Source organism: Flavobacterium tistrianum, from assembly GCF_003254545.1.
Classification (GTDB): Bacteria; Bacteroidota; Bacteroidia; order Flavobacteriales; family Flavobacteriaceae; genus Flavobacterium; species Flavobacterium tistrianum.
Window position 1 is genome coordinate 31,051 of sequence record NZ_QJRH01000060.1, and the last position, 12,799, is coordinate 43,849.

15 protein-coding genes and 1 tRNA gene are annotated in these 12,799 nt (G+C 33.6%); 6 read left to right on the forward strand and 10 right to left on the reverse strand.

Annotation, left to right across the window (positions count from 1 at the left end):
• Positions 1-66: 66 nt before the first annotated feature.
• The 3 genes from DMB71_RS03270 to DMB71_RS03280 all read right to left on the reverse strand — a co-directional run bounded on the left by DMB71_RS03270 (position 67) and on the right by DMB71_RS03280 (position 955).
• Entirely contained in the window at positions 67-324 is a 258-nt protein-coding gene (locus DMB71_RS03270) for a hypothetical protein (protein ID WP_111363665.1), read from the reverse strand.
• Between the two features lie 71 nt (positions 325-395).
• The gene (locus tag DMB71_RS03275; RefSeq protein WP_111363667.1) at positions 396-806 is read right to left on the reverse strand and encodes an ACT domain-containing protein; all 411 of its coding nucleotides are present in this window, start codon (positions 804-806) and stop codon (positions 396-398) included.
• Between the two features lie 75 nt (positions 807-881).
• Positions 882-955, reverse strand: a tRNA-Met gene (locus DMB71_RS03280).
• Between the two features lie 150 nt (positions 956-1,105).
• Between DMB71_RS03280 and DMB71_RS03285 the strand changes: the two genes are divergently transcribed.
• Both DMB71_RS03285 and DMB71_RS03290 read left to right on the forward strand, forming a co-directional pair.
• Positions 1,106-1,498, forward strand: a complete 393-nt coding sequence (locus tag DMB71_RS03285; protein ID WP_111363668.1) for an START-like domain-containing protein — start codon at positions 1,106-1,108, stop codon at positions 1,496-1,498.
• 54 nt (positions 1,499-1,552) lie between these two features.
• Complete coding sequence (locus tag DMB71_RS03290) at positions 1,553-2,389, forward strand: aminotransferase class IV (RefSeq protein WP_111363670.1); 837 nt, start codon at positions 1,553-1,555, stop codon at positions 2,387-2,389.
• Here the strand turns inward: DMB71_RS03290 and DMB71_RS03295 are convergent.
• From DMB71_RS03295 to DMB71_RS03325, 7 genes are all read right to left on the reverse strand, one after another.
• Positions 2,386-2,946, reverse strand: coding sequence for a YqgE/AlgH family protein (locus DMB71_RS03295; protein WP_008464759.1), 561 nt, complete (start codon positions 2,944-2,946; stop codon positions 2,386-2,388). The genes DMB71_RS03290 and DMB71_RS03295 overlap by 4 nt on opposite strands.
• A gap of 128 nt (positions 2,947-3,074) precedes the next feature.
• A complete protein-coding gene (locus DMB71_RS03300; protein ID WP_008464760.1) occupies positions 3,075-3,347 on the reverse strand; it encodes an HU family DNA-binding protein in 273 nt (90 codons plus the stop codon).
• A 180-nt stretch (positions 3,348-3,527) separates the two neighbouring features.
• A complete protein-coding gene (gene fmt, locus DMB71_RS03305; protein ID WP_111363672.1) occupies positions 3,528-4,475 on the reverse strand; it encodes a methionyl-tRNA formyltransferase in 948 nt (315 codons plus the stop codon).
• The gene (locus DMB71_RS03310; protein ID WP_111363673.1) at positions 4,475-6,370 is read right to left on the reverse strand and encodes a RecQ family ATP-dependent DNA helicase; all 1,896 of its coding nucleotides are present in this window, start codon (positions 6,368-6,370) and stop codon (positions 4,475-4,477) included. Before DMB71_RS03310 ends, fmt begins: the two co-directional genes overlap by 1 nt.
• A 65-nt stretch (positions 6,371-6,435) precedes the next feature.
• Positions 6,436-6,969 (reverse strand): AAA family ATPase, encoded by a 534-nt coding sequence (locus DMB71_RS03315; protein WP_111363675.1) that lies wholly within the window; start codon positions 6,967-6,969, stop codon positions 6,436-6,438.
• Positions 6,970-7,439: 470 nt separating this feature from the next.
• Positions 7,440-8,141 (reverse strand): hypothetical protein, encoded by a 702-nt coding sequence (locus tag DMB71_RS03320; RefSeq protein WP_111363677.1) that lies wholly within the window; start codon positions 8,139-8,141, stop codon positions 7,440-7,442.
• A gap of 48 nt (positions 8,142-8,189) precedes the next feature.
• On the reverse strand, positions 8,190-9,101 hold the full coding sequence (locus tag DMB71_RS03325; RefSeq protein WP_111363679.1) for an alpha/beta hydrolase family protein: 912 nt from the start codon (positions 9,099-9,101) through the stop codon (positions 8,190-8,192).
• Positions 9,102-9,388: 287 nt separating this feature from the next.
• On the opposite strand from DMB71_RS03325, the gene DMB71_RS03330 reads away from it, so the two are divergent.
• From DMB71_RS03330 to DMB71_RS03345, 4 genes are all read left to right on the forward strand, one after another.
• The gene (locus DMB71_RS03330; RefSeq protein ID WP_035649758.1) at positions 9,389-9,685 is read left to right on the forward strand and encodes a DUF493 family protein; all 297 of its coding nucleotides are present in this window, start codon (positions 9,389-9,391) and stop codon (positions 9,683-9,685) included.
• 4 nt (positions 9,686-9,689) lie between these two features.
• Positions 9,690-10,409: a DUF4290 domain-containing protein gene (locus tag DMB71_RS03335; RefSeq protein ID WP_111363680.1), complete on the forward strand. Its 720-nt coding sequence runs from the start codon at positions 9,690-9,692 to the stop codon at positions 10,407-10,409.
• 91 nt (positions 10,410-10,500) lie between these two features.
• Positions 10,501-11,814 carry a UDP-N-acetylglucosamine 1-carboxyvinyltransferase gene (gene murA / locus DMB71_RS03340; RefSeq protein WP_111363682.1) on the forward strand — a complete coding sequence of 438 codons (1,314 nt, stop codon included), beginning with the start codon at positions 10,501-10,503 and terminating at the stop codon, positions 11,812-11,814.
• 105 nt (positions 11,815-11,919) lie between these two features.
• Entirely contained in the window at positions 11,920-12,795 is an 876-nt protein-coding gene (locus DMB71_RS03345; RefSeq protein ID WP_111363684.1) for a cation diffusion facilitator family transporter, read from the forward strand.
• Positions 12,796-12,799 lie beyond the last annotated feature (4 nt).

Sequence of the window (12,799 nt, forward strand, 5' to 3'; positions counted from 1 at the left end):
CAAAATCCCTGAATAAAAATATTCAAGGATTTTGGTGTTCTTTATAGCTTGGAAAGGAAGAAACGTTTATTGGTTTTCTTTTTCCAAATCTGCAGCTGAGATCTGATCTAATATATTAGTCTGATTTGGCGAAATGTAGTTTTTGTTTTCGGTAACCTGTTCCTTTTTAAAAAGAAGGTCGAGTGCATTGTAAAGCTTTAATAAAACATCTTTGTCTTCTTTGGCAATATCTAAAGCGGTGTTGAAATTAAAAACATAATTGTTAGAATTACGTACTTCTACTTTAATTGTTTTAGATGTGATCTTAAATTTTACTATGTCCATATGTTTGTAAATTACCTTTGCAAAATAACTATTTTAATGGCACTTATTGCGGTTATTTTTTAATTTTTTAATCAAAAAGAATTTCTGCTATTCTCTTTTAATTCTAATAGAACCTTCATTGCTTTTTGAGCATCATTTTCGTCAACAAATATATGGTCGTGCAAATATGCGGCAACTACATTACAGCTGATATTGGCATTCCCTAGAGCCTGAGAAAAAGCAGCAGTCAAACCTACAGCAGCCAAAGAAGAATGAACTTCTAAAGTAATCCAAGAAGCAATGTATGAGAAATTAAGATTAAGTTCTTCTGCAAAGCGTTTTTCTAATACAATGGTGATTCCTTCTTTTTCTTTAAATAGAAACAGAATTTTAGAAAAAGGAATCTGATCTAGCGAATCTACTTTTGTAAAAACATATTTTCCGTCGTTAAGAACAGGATTAAGATTCTCTAAAATGATGTTTAAATTTATTTCTCCTTCCATGAAACTAGGACTATTTTTTGTTTAAATATAATAAAAAACCCTTAAACATTTCTGTTTAAGGGTTTTACCTTCTAGTAGCGAGGACGGGAGTTGAACCCGTGACCTCAGGGTTATGAATCCTGCGCTCTAACCAACTGAGCTACCTCGCCTGGACTGCTATCATGAATTCCTGATTGCGGGTGCAAAGATAGAAATAATATTAAAGCACGCAAGCATAAAATGAAGAAAAAAAAATATTTTTAAAAATGCATTGTTTTTGGACATATATTCTTATATTTCGAAAAAAATTAAAGTAGCACATGGATTCAAAAATACGTTACGAAATCGAGTTTCCGATTAATTCTTCGCCACAATTATTGTATCAATATATATCAACTCCGTCAGGTTTACAAGAATGGTTTGCTGACAATGTTAATTCGAGAGGTGAATTTTTTACTTTTATCTGGAATGATTCACAGGAGAGAGCACGTCTAGCTTCGAAAAAATCTGGTGAAAAAGTAAAATTCAAATGGGTTGATGACAGCAGTAAGGATACAGAGTATTTTTTCGAACTCCATATTTTAGTTGATGAATTAACTAAAGATGTATCGCTTATGGTAGTAGATTTTGCTGAAAAAGAAGAACTAGGCGAAGCTAAACAATTGTGGGAGAATCAAATCTCAGATCTAAAACATCTTATAGGATCTGTTTAGTAAAAGTCTATTTTATACCTTATATTTGCCCTGAACAAAATTCAGGGTTTTTTTATGATTAATTTTAACGGAAACATAGGGCAGGAAGAAAATATACTAACTCTAAACCGCGCTTTTTTGTATGGTGACGGAATATTCGAAACAGTAAAAATTATCAACGGAAAAATCTTGTTTCTTGAGGATCATTATTTTAGACTAATGGCTTCAATGCGTGTGGTAAGAATGATGATTCCAATGGATTTTACAATGGAATATTTTGAAGAGCAGATTCTTAATTTGGTAAACGAACAAGGAATTGCAGCTTCGGCACGTGCAAGAATTACTGTTTTTAGAAATGATGGCGGTTTATATCTTCCAAAAAGCAATGATATTTCATTCTTAATCAATGCCATTTCTCTTGGAAATAAAGCTTACACTATAAATACAAACGAGTATGAAGTAGATTTGTATAAAGACTTCTATGTAACAAAACAATTATTATCGTCTCTTAAAACGACTAATAAGATGATTAATATTACGGGAAGCATTTATGCAAATGAAAATGATCTTGCGAATTGTATTTTACTGAATGACAGCAAAAATGTTGTAGAAGCACTTCAAGGAAATATTTTTATGGTGACGGGTAATAAGCTTATTACACCTCCAGTTTCAGAAGGTGCTTTAAACGGTATTATGCGTAAACAGATTTTAGCTTTAGCTAAAAAAGTAGATGGCATAGAAGTTTTGGAAGAAGTAATTTCACCTTTTGATCTTCAAAAAGCAGACGAATTATTTCTGACCAATGTAATCACGGGAATACAACCGATAACTAAGTATCGAAAAAAGGAGTTTACAACAAATCTGGCTCATTTATTAGTACAGCGACTAAATGAATCCATCTCTGAAAATTAATTCAGATATGGATTTTCAGGTGCATTTGACCAAATAAGATAATCGCCGCCAAGCTCAATAATCTGCTCTTTCCAAAAGTGGGTAGTAGATTTTCCGATAATTTTATTTTTGTAATTATTATCAGCAATAATCCAAGAGTTACCTTGCATCTCATTCTCAAGTTGATTTTCCTCCCAGCCGGTATAGCCTAAGAAAAAACGAATGTTGTTTTTGCTGATAGATCCGTTGTTAATTAGGTCCTTAGTGGACTCGAAATCGCCTCCCCAATAAATTCCGTTAGAAATTTCCACACTATTTGGAATTAACTCAGGAATATTGTGAATAAAATAAAGGTTGTCTTGTTCTACAGGGCCTCCGTTATATATCTTAAAGTTAGCATCAATCTCAGGTATTAAGTCATTAATAGTATATTTTAATGGCTTATTAATTATAAAACCAATTGATCCTTCCTTGTTATGGTCTGCTAATAAAATTACCGATCTGTTAAAAGATAAATCTCCAATTATTGAAGGCTCGGCAATAAGCAGGTGTCCTTTTTTTAATTTTTCTGAAATCATACGGTTACAATTTTTATTAAATTTACTCATAAAAAAATTAAAATCACAAAAAAAATCGTTAAACCGCATAAAAAAACCTTCCAGATGGAAGGTTTTAATTATATTATAAGTTTAGAGAACTTTCTTACTTAGTTCACTGCACCTTCTAATTCAGCACCAGCTTTAAATTTTACAACGTTTTTAGCTGCGATTTTGATAGTTTTTCCTGTTTGAGGGTTTCTACCGTCTCTAGCAGCTCTTGAAGATACTGACCATGATCCGAAACCTACTAATGAAACTCTTCCACCTTTTTTCAAAGTAGTTCCTACATTACCTAAAAAAGACTCTAAAGCTAATTTCGCCGCAGCTTTTGTAATTCCTGCATCAGCAGCGATAGCATCGATTAATTCTGATTTGTTCATAATAATTAGTTATTAATTGTTGGTTAAAAAAAATTGTTAATACACAAATTTAGTAGGAAATCCGTTGCGTGCAAGTGTTTTCTTTATTTTTAGCAAAAATTGTTGATAACTTGCTTTTTTTGTTCATAAAGAGTGTTATTTGTCGATGAAAAACAAGTACAAACCCCTGTTTTACTGACGTTAATACACTTTTGCAGCTTCTGAAAAACTCACTCCATTTAATAATTCTGAAGCAAGCATTCTCTTTTTTCCTGGAAATTGTAGACTTAATAACTGAATAAAACCGTCTTTTATTGCAATCTTGATTTCTTTTTTAGTGCTAATTAGCTTTCCAATCTCGTAAGAATGTGATTCTGAGATTAGTTTTGCTTCATAAATTTTGATGTTTAATTCTTCATTTTGGTCTTTTAAGTAACACCAAGAAGCAGGATATGGACTTAATCCTCGAATTAAATTATTGATTTCTGCGCCAGATTTTGTCCAGTCAATTTTACAGTTTTCTTTGTTTAACTTATAAGCCGTTTTTATATCGTCGTTATCTTCCTGAATTGTTGTCACGACATTTCCGTTTTCAATAACCTTTAAAGTGTCAATAACAGTTGTGCTTCCTAAATGCATTAAGCGATCGTGAAGTTGTCCTGCTGTTTCTTCGGGCTCAATATTGATTTCAGAATTTAAAATCATAGCACCAGTATCAATTTTGTCATCAATAAAGAAAGTAGTAACTCCAGTTTTAGTTTCTCCATTAATAATAGCCCAGTTAATAGGAGCAGCTCCACGGTAATTAGGAAGCAATGATGCGTGAAGATTGAAAGTTCCTAAGCTTGGCATTTCCCAAACTACTTTAGGGAGCATTCTAAAAGCAACTACAATTTGTAAATTGGCATTTAAAGCTTTTAATTCTGCTAAGAAATTTTCGTCTTTTAAATTGGTTGGCTGTAATAAAGTAAGGTTGTTTGCAAGCGCATATTCTTTTACAGCCGAATATTTTATTTTTTGTCCGCGTCCTGCTGGTTTGTCTGCAGCAGTAATTACGCCAACAACTTCATAGTTATGTTTAATAATGGTGTCCAAAATGCCAACGGCAAATTCTGGCGTTCCCATAAATATAATTCTCAATTTCTCCATTATGATTTTAAAGTGTATTTATTATTCGGTTGTATAATGATATGATTGTTTTCGAGTAATTCCTGAAGAACCAATAAAATATCTTTTGCATCCATTTTTATCTGATTTTCAATTTCTCTCGAAGTCAGCGAAGCTGTTCTAAGCAGAGACAAAATCTTGTCAGCAATCGAATCGGCTTCTGTAATTTTTCCTTTTTGTGTAATGCAGTACGAACAAATGCCACAATTTTCGTTTGTTTCTTCTCCAAAATAATTCAAAACCAATCTGTTTTTGCAAGTTTTGTTGTCTTTTATATAATGAAGAACCGATAGAAGTTGTTCTTTTTTAACCTCGTTTTGTTTCTCTAAATATTTCGAAACTCTATTTATAGTAAGATCATCCTCGCGGACTTCATTAAACAATATAGTAGCATCGTTGTTTTTAGATTTATATTCTATAATTTCTTTTTCTCTTAATTTTTCTAAAAGTGCGGTAACTTGTTCTTCCGAGTGATGAGATTTTTTAGCAATTAAACCAAGATTCAGATTAGATTTTACGTCATAAATTCCAGGATAAGTTCTCAAAATAGTCAGGATAATCTCTTCATCATTTGGATTCAAACTCATATATCGAATGACTTCTTTAGATTCTATTAAAAATTGAGCGCTAATTTTTTCTGAGAATTCCTGAGACATCGTAATAATTCCTTGCTGATTTAAAAACTGTAAAGAATTGTACGTTTTGAGAGTGGGAAAGTCATATTTATTGCAAAAATGATTCAGTTTAAACGAAAAAGATTCATCTAAACCTTCGCCATATGCAATCTGAAAATAATTACAGAGTTTGATGTACATCGTTTTTAAAAACTTCTTGTCGGGAAGAACGTTGATAAACTGCTGTTCGGTCTGGATCATGTCCGAATTATTGTAAAGCAAAACCGAAAAAGCTTTTTCGCCATTTCTTCCAGCCCTGCCAGACTCTTGATAATAATTTTCTATGTTTTCTGGAAGCTGTGTGTGAATAACGGTTTTGACATTGTCTTTGTCAATTCCCATTCCAAAAGCATTTGTTGCCACAATAACTTGCGCTTGCTGTGACATCCACAACTGCATGTTTTTGTCTTTTTCTTTTGAAGAAAGTCCGCCGTGATAATACGTTGCCGTAAAACCTAACGATTGTAATTGCGAAGACATGTTTAGACACGCTTTGCGATTTCGTACATATATAATAGAAGGCTGTGGATTTTTTTTCAAAATCTGTTCCACGCGATACAATTTATCTTCGACTTCAAAAACCATGTAAGCGATATTTTTTCGCTCAAATGACTGCTGAAAATGTCTTGGATTTTTTAATTCTAATTGCGTTCTGATATCTTCAATAACTCTCGGAGTCGCCGTAGCAGTCAAAGCCAAAAACGGAATTTTAGGAAAGAACTTTTTCAGTTCCGAAATTTTAAGATAAGCAGGTCTAAAATCGTGTCCCCATTGCGAAACACAATGCGCTTCATCAACAGCAATTAAATTAATAGGCAAATTTTTAATACGCTCCAGAACCCAGTCCGATTGAAGTCTTTCTGGAGATAAATAAAGAAATTTATAATTTCCGTACTGGCAATTGTCGAGAAGATCAATCAATTCTTCGGTGTGAATTCCGCCTGTAAGGGCAATCGCTTTTATATCCCTTTTCTGCAGATTCGCAACCTGATCTTTCATTAAAGCAATTAGAGGAGAAATAACAAGGCAGATTCCTTCCTGCATCATCGCAGGAACCTGAAAACAAATCGATTTTCCTCCGCCTGTCGGAAGTACCGCAAAAGTATCCTGTCCTTCAAGAACAGAATCGATAATTTCTTTTTGTAACGGTCTAAAACTGTCGTGTTTCCAGTGTTTTAGAAGAATATCCTGCGCTCCGAGCATTGCTTTAGTTTTAAAGTTAAAAATTTAGAAAACAGTTTCTAGTTTTGCAACTTTAAACCATGCCGCTAAATTTTGTCTAAGATATAAAGAATTCTGTTTTCGACCGTATCTTTTGGAACCTCAATCAGTTCGTAACCATATTTTTTGTAAGTTTCAACAAGATGCTCTTGGATTTTTACTGCCTGATCAAAATTTTCATAACGTTCAGAATCACTTTGGTAAATTTCTTCCCAAGGCGGTAAAATAAAAGTTTTAGAATATTTATAATCTTCGCACGCTTTAACGAAACTCTCTGGATATTCATCACCAATATAATCCATATAAGCTACTACATCTGGAATTCCGCGGTCAATAAAAACCACATTATCCGGCTCTTCAAGAGCATTTTTATATTGTTCAATACGACCTTCCAATAACATTTCGCTAAACAAAAGCGGCTGTTCAAGAAACAACTGTTCAATGCCTTGTTGTTGCGCTTTCATGGTAACCTGTCTTGAAATTTCAGGATAGCAGCAAAAGCCACGAGCTACCAATTCGTTAATAAGTGTTGATTTTCCAGTACCAGGTCCGCCAAGCAAGACTATAATTTCTTTTTGCACTATTCTAAAAATAAAGCGCAAATTTACCTAAACTTATTTATAATTAAAAAGAATATTTATCAGAAACGAAAGATTTGGCATTTTTGCAATCATGCGTTCCTGCTGTTCGCTACAATCTTTTGCTTTTTAAAGAAAAAAGCAAAAGGATTTCCGCTTCCATCAGGGTTAAAAAGGAGAGATGGTTTTGTTTTTGGAATTATTTTGTATTTTTTTTCTCCTGCAAGGTTTTCAAAACCTTGTAGGTCTCTAAATGTGAATTATTAGTAGTAAAAAGAGAAAAAAATAATACCTACAAGGTTTTGAAAACCTTGCAGGAAATCAAGAAAAAGCATAGGCTCCAGCGGAGCGACACAATTTGGATAGTTTATATGTCGCTCCGCTGGAGCATTTTTTATTTGAATTGCCGTTGGTTTTAACCAACGGGATTTTTGAAGATGTAGAATTTCGGCTTTAGCCAAATGTAATAGTTGTTATTTGTTTTGTTTGAATATCATCATTAAATCAGAATATAAGTATACACCAGCAATTGCTAATATAGGAATAGCAATAAAAAATTTGCCATCTGGAATCATGCCAAATATGCTAAATAATATTAAAGCTAAACAAAATGGATATGTAAATAATCGGGTTAATATTTTACCGCCGCTCCATTCATTTTCTGATTTTTCTTCTGTTTCTGAATCAAGGATTCGACTTCTGTGCTGTTTGGTTAATTGCTTATTATTTACTTTAATATTTATTAATTGATAAAAATCTGTCAATTGATCTTTTTTATTAACTAAACCTATTCTGCGACTGAGTAAATAACAAGCAAAAGTCAAAAAAAGAAAAACACTTATACAGGCTAAGAATTTTTTAATTTGAAAATCCGTAAAAGCTGTCAATAGTAGAGGGAAGAAAAAGAATAATGGAAATAGTAGTTGTGAAAATTGAGCAAATGGATTTAATTTATCATTGACTTTTGTAAGTATGTCTTCTGAATCAAATTCAAAAGAATATAGTGAATATGAGCTTCCAGTCCAACCTGTTCTTTGCCAGATAATGATTTTATGCTTTTCAATATTTCCGTAGATTTTGTAATCTTTTTTGAGGGAACATATAAAATGATTAAAAAAGGTATTTTCTTTCTGAACTTGTATTAGTTTTTGAATGTCTGATTTTGTTACTTCCATTTTTTGTAAAATAAAATATCTTAAAATGTAGTAATTGTCTTTCTTTTTTTACTCGCAAAACAAATACTTCCCAGAACTTTTTCCATTTTTAGATGGCACAATCAAATGCGATTGAAACTTTTTACCATTCGAAACATCATTCACAAAATCTAGAACATATTGCTGTCCTTGGTGAAAAAGATAGCCAGAAAATTCATGTCCGCCACCGCAGAAAGTAATCAGCTCAATGTCTTTGTGTAAATCGGTCATTTGATTGTAAACCGCATAAGAGCCAAAAAGAATCAGCCAGCCCGACGCATTTGTTGGGCAAGAACGGTGCGAACCTGCAGCGTATGGAACTGTATCATCATTATTTCCATGTGCCAATAACATCGGAATTGCTTTTTCTTTTGTAATCAAATTAATGTCCTGAATAGCTCCCGAACCTCCAATAAAACCTTTGTATTTAAAGTTTTCAGGCAAATTACTTTTGTATAAATTCATCAATTTATAATCCCAAAACGAAGCATGGAAGCCAATTTCGGCACCTGCACTAATTCCTGAAATAAAGATTTTTGAAGTATCAAGACTGTATTTGTCTGCATTCTCAATCATGAAAGCAGTTGCTTGCCACATATCACTCACACCAATTTGGATCGCTTTTATTTTTTCGGTTAAAGTTCCTTTACACCCAAAATCTTTTCCTTTCATGTATAAACTGTACGAAATACTCGCAACCGCATAACCATTTTGTGACATGAATTTTCCAAAATCTTTTTCGCTTGTGCGTTCTCCGCCAGAAAAACCTCCGCCAAATGCGAACATTATTAACGGAATTTTTTCGCCAGCTTTTTTCTTTGGCAGATATAAATCTAAGTCTAGTTTTAAAGTGTCGTTTTGGAAATAAGTTAGTGTTTTAACTTCCTGCGCTTGAATATTGGTGAATGTAAGGAAGATAAAAAATAAAAGGATTTTTTTCATTGTAATGTGTTTTAATCTCGCAAAGTCGCGAAGTCGCAAAGTTTTTTTGCCACGACTCGAGCGATAGCGAACAGGCGAAGCAATTTTACGAATTTTCGCTAATTATTATTTTTTGATTTGCCAAGTTAACTAAAATTCGTGAAATTGAAATTTCAGAAAAAAGAATAGATAAAAATTCGTGAATTCGTGACTGAAAAAATACTAGTTTTTTAGAGTCAAAAAATCTAAAATCTAAAATCATAAATCTGAAATCAAAACCGTATATTTGCGTTTATTTTTAATTACGAATGGAGAACGATAAAGAAAAAAATACAGCCGAATTTTACGAAAGATTAAAATTAGAGCTAGATAACGCAAATACTTGGCCAGCAGAATATTTATACAAATTTATTGTGCCTTCTGTAGCAGACAATGTTGAGCGTGTTGAAAAAGCTTTTGATAGAATGGGAGCAGTCATTAAAACAACAAAATCTAAGACAGGTAAATTTACCAGTGTTTCTGTAGATGTTACAATGCACAGCTCAGATGATGTGATCAGCAAATACAAAGAAGTTTCTACAATTGAAGGTATAGTTTCATTATAAACTTATGATCGAAAAATATAAAAGAGAAGCCGCAAGCGACGTTGTGTATAATTTGGAATACAATTCTGAAAGACAACGTTTAATTATCCCTGAATATGGTCGTCATTTACAAAAATTGATCGATCAGGCAACTGCAATCGAAGATGATGAAACGCGCAATAAAGCCGCAAAATATATTATTCAGGTTATGGGAAGTCTGAATCCGCATTTGCGTGATGTGCCAGATTTTCAGCATAAACTTTGGGATCAGCTTTTTATTATGTCTGATTTTAAACTGAATGTTGAGTCTCCGTACCCGATTCCGTCAAGAGATGTTTTGCAGCTAAAGCCAGAGATATTGCAATATCCACAGAATTTCCCGAAATACAGATTTTATGGTAATAATATCAAATATATGATTGAAGTTGCTAATAAATGGGAAGAAGGAGAGATGAAAAATGCGCTGGTAATGGTAATTGCCAATCACATGAAAAAATCTTTCTTAAGCTGGAACAAAGATACTGTAAAAGACGATGTGATTTTTGAGCATTTATATGAATTATCTGGTGGTAAAATCAATTTATTGCACAGTACAGAAGAACTGTTAAACACGACAGATTTAATGCGTACAAACAAACGCATGTCGAACAAAACAGCTTCTGGAACACAGCCAAAAGCTCAAAACAACAAGAATAATAAAGGCGGTCAAAAAAAGAACTTTCAAAAAAACAATAATCAAAAATAAAAAAGGGGCTAAGATGCTAAGGGACTAAGATGCTAAGATTTTTATCTTAGAACCTCAGAATCTCATAACCTCAGAACCTTAACAAAGATCTATGGGAATTTTTAAAATCGAAGGAGGAACTCCTTTAAAAGGAGAAATCACTCCGCAAGGAGCAAAGAATGAGGCATTACAAATATTATGTGCCGTGCTTCTAACAGGAGAGAAAGTGAAAATTAATAACATTCCTGATATTATAGACATCAATAAATTAATCACTTTGTTGGGGAATTTAGGGGTAAAAATTCAACGTAACGAACCAGGTTCGATTACTTTTCAAGCTGACGAAGTTAATGTTGGATACTTAGAAACTGAAGCTTTCAAAAAAGAAGGTGGAGCGCTTCGTGGTTCTATTATGATTGTTGGGCCGCTTTTGGCTCGTTTCGGAAAAGGATATATTCCAAAACCAGGAGGAGATAAAATCGGTCGCCGTAGATTAGATACACATTTTGAAGGTTTCATCAACCTTGGAGCAAAATTTAGATATAACAGAGAAGATCATTTTTATGGAGTAGAAACTCCTGAAGAAGGTCTTAAAGGAACAGATATGCTTCTTGATGAAGCTTCTGTAACAGGAACTGCAAACATTGTAATGGCTGCCGTTTTAGCAAAAGGAACCACTACAGTTTACAATGCTGCTTGTGAGCCATACTTACAGCAATTGTGTAAAATGCTTAACTCTATGGGAGCTAAGATTACAGGAGTTGGTTCTAACTTATTGACTATCGAAGGTGTTGAAAGCCTTGGTGGTTGTGAGCACAGAATTTTACCTGATATGATTGAAATTGGTTCTTGGATTGGTCTTGCAGCAATGACAAAAAGCGAAATCACAATCAAAAATGTTAGCTGGGAAAACTTAGGTTTGATTCCAAATACTTTTAGAAAACTTGGAATTACAGTTGAAAAACGTAATGATGATATTTACATTCCTGCTCACACAAATGGGTACGAGGTAAAAACAGATATCGATGGTTCTATCTTAACTATTGCCGATGCACCATGGCCAGGATTTACACCTGATTTATTAAGTATCGTTTTAGTTGTGGCAACTCAAGCTAAAGGAGATGTTTTAATTCACCAAAAAATGTTTGAAAGCCGTTTGTTCTTCGTGGATAAATTAATCGATATGGGAGCAAAAATTATGTTATGCGATCCACACAGAGCTGTGGTTATGGGGCATAATTTCGAATCTCAATTGAAAGCAACAACAATGTCTTCTCCTGATATTCGTGCGGGAATTTCATTATTGATTGCGGCGCTTTCTGCGAAAGGAACAAGCACAATCCAAAATATCGAGCAAATCGACCGTGGATATGAGCGTATCGATGAGCGTTTAAGAGCAATCGGCGCAAAAATCGTGAGAGCTTAAAATGTTATAGCCACGAATTCACGAATTATTTTGATAATCTTTGAGGATTTAAATTCGTGATCCCGATAGCTATCGGGAGTGGCAGAAAAAAATAAATGTCGCTAAATGACAAACGAACAAAAAGCTATAAAAGCTACATACTTTAGTATAGCCGGAAACACCTGCTTGGCCCTTATAAAAGGTCTTGCAGGTTTTTTTGGCAATTCTTATGCCTTAATTGCAGATGCAATTGAATCAACGACAGATATATTTTCATCATTTTTGGTTCTGTTTGGAATCAAATATTCGAATAAACCAGCAGATGAAAATCATCCTTATGGTCATGGCCGTGCAGAACCTCTAATTACGTTTTTGGTTGTAGGGTTTTTAATCACTTCGGCAACTATTATTGGTTACGAAAGCATTGCTAATATTGGCACTTCACATGATTTGCCTAAATCTTGGACTTTGTACGTTTTGGGTGCCATTATTATTTGGAAAGAATACTCTTTCCGTTTGGTAATGAAACGAAGCAAACAAACCAATAGTACCTCTCTAGCAGCTGATGCTTGGCATCATAGAAGCGATGCAATAACTTCTGTAGCAGCTTTTATCGGGATTTCGGTTGCTTTAATTATGGGTAAAGGATACGAATCTGCTGATGACTGGGCAGCGCTATTTGCAGCCTTTTTTATTCTCTATAATAGTTATAAAATTTTCAGACCTGCGCTTGGCGAAATCATGGATGAAAATCTAAATGAGGACTTAGTAGAAGAAATTCGCGTTGTAGCCCTTACAGTTCCTGGTATTTTAGGAACTGAAAAATGTTTTATCCGTAAAGCTGGAATGAAATACCATGTTGATTTGCACGCTATCGTTTCAGCAAAAATTTCGGTTAAAGAAGGACATGATTTGGCCCATAAACTGAAAGATACACTCAGAGAAAAAAATCCTGAATTAGGACATGTATTAATTCATGTTGAGCCAGATGATTATTCTTAAGGGA

Excerpts from the sequence above, each read along its gene's own strand:
- DMB71_RS03320 (WP_111363677.1), bottom strand. The coding sequence starts at position 8,141 with ATGGAAGTAACAAAATCAGACATTCAAAAACTAATACAAGTTCAGAAA.
- murA (WP_111363682.1), top strand. The coding sequence starts at position 10,501 with ATGGGAATTTTTAAAATCGAAGGAGGAACTCCTTTAAAAGGAGAAATC.
- DMB71_RS03270 (WP_111363665.1), bottom strand. The coding sequence starts at position 324 with ATGGACATAGTAAAATTTAAGATCACATCTAAAACAATTAAAGTAGAA.
- DMB71_RS03330 (WP_035649758.1), top strand. The coding sequence starts at position 9,389 with ATGGAGAACGATAAAGAAAAAAATACAGCCGAATTTTACGAAAGATTA.
- DMB71_RS03345 (WP_111363684.1), top strand. The coding sequence starts at position 11,920 with ATGACAAACGAACAAAAAGCTATAAAAGCTACATACTTTAGTATAGCC.
- fmt (WP_111363672.1), bottom strand. The coding sequence starts at position 4,475 with ATGGAGAAATTGAGAATTATATTTATGGGAACGCCAGAATTTGCCGTT.
- DMB71_RS03285 (WP_111363668.1), top strand. The coding sequence starts at position 1,106 with ATGGATTCAAAAATACGTTACGAAATCGAGTTTCCGATTAATTCTTCG.
- DMB71_RS03325 (WP_111363679.1), bottom strand. The coding sequence starts at position 9,101 with ATGAAAAAAATCCTTTTATTTTTTATCTTCCTTACATTCACCAATATT.
- DMB71_RS03300 (WP_008464760.1), bottom strand. The coding sequence starts at position 3,347 with ATGAACAAATCAGAATTAATCGATGCTATCGCTGCTGATGCAGGAATT.
- DMB71_RS03290 (WP_111363670.1), top strand. The coding sequence starts at position 1,553 with ATGATTAATTTTAACGGAAACATAGGGCAGGAAGAAAATATACTAACT.
- DMB71_RS03335 (WP_111363680.1), top strand. The coding sequence starts at position 9,690 with ATGATCGAAAAATATAAAAGAGAAGCCGCAAGCGACGTTGTGTATAAT.
- DMB71_RS03275 (WP_111363667.1), bottom strand. The coding sequence starts at position 806 with ATGGAAGGAGAAATAAATTTAAACATCATTTTAGAGAATCTTAATCCT.
- DMB71_RS03310 (WP_111363673.1), bottom strand. The coding sequence starts at position 6,370 with ATGCTCGGAGCGCAGGATATTCTTCTAAAACACTGGAAACACGACAGT.
- DMB71_RS03295 (WP_008464759.1), bottom strand. The coding sequence starts at position 2,946 with ATGATTTCAGAAAAATTAAAAAAAGGACACCTGCTTATTGCCGAGCCT.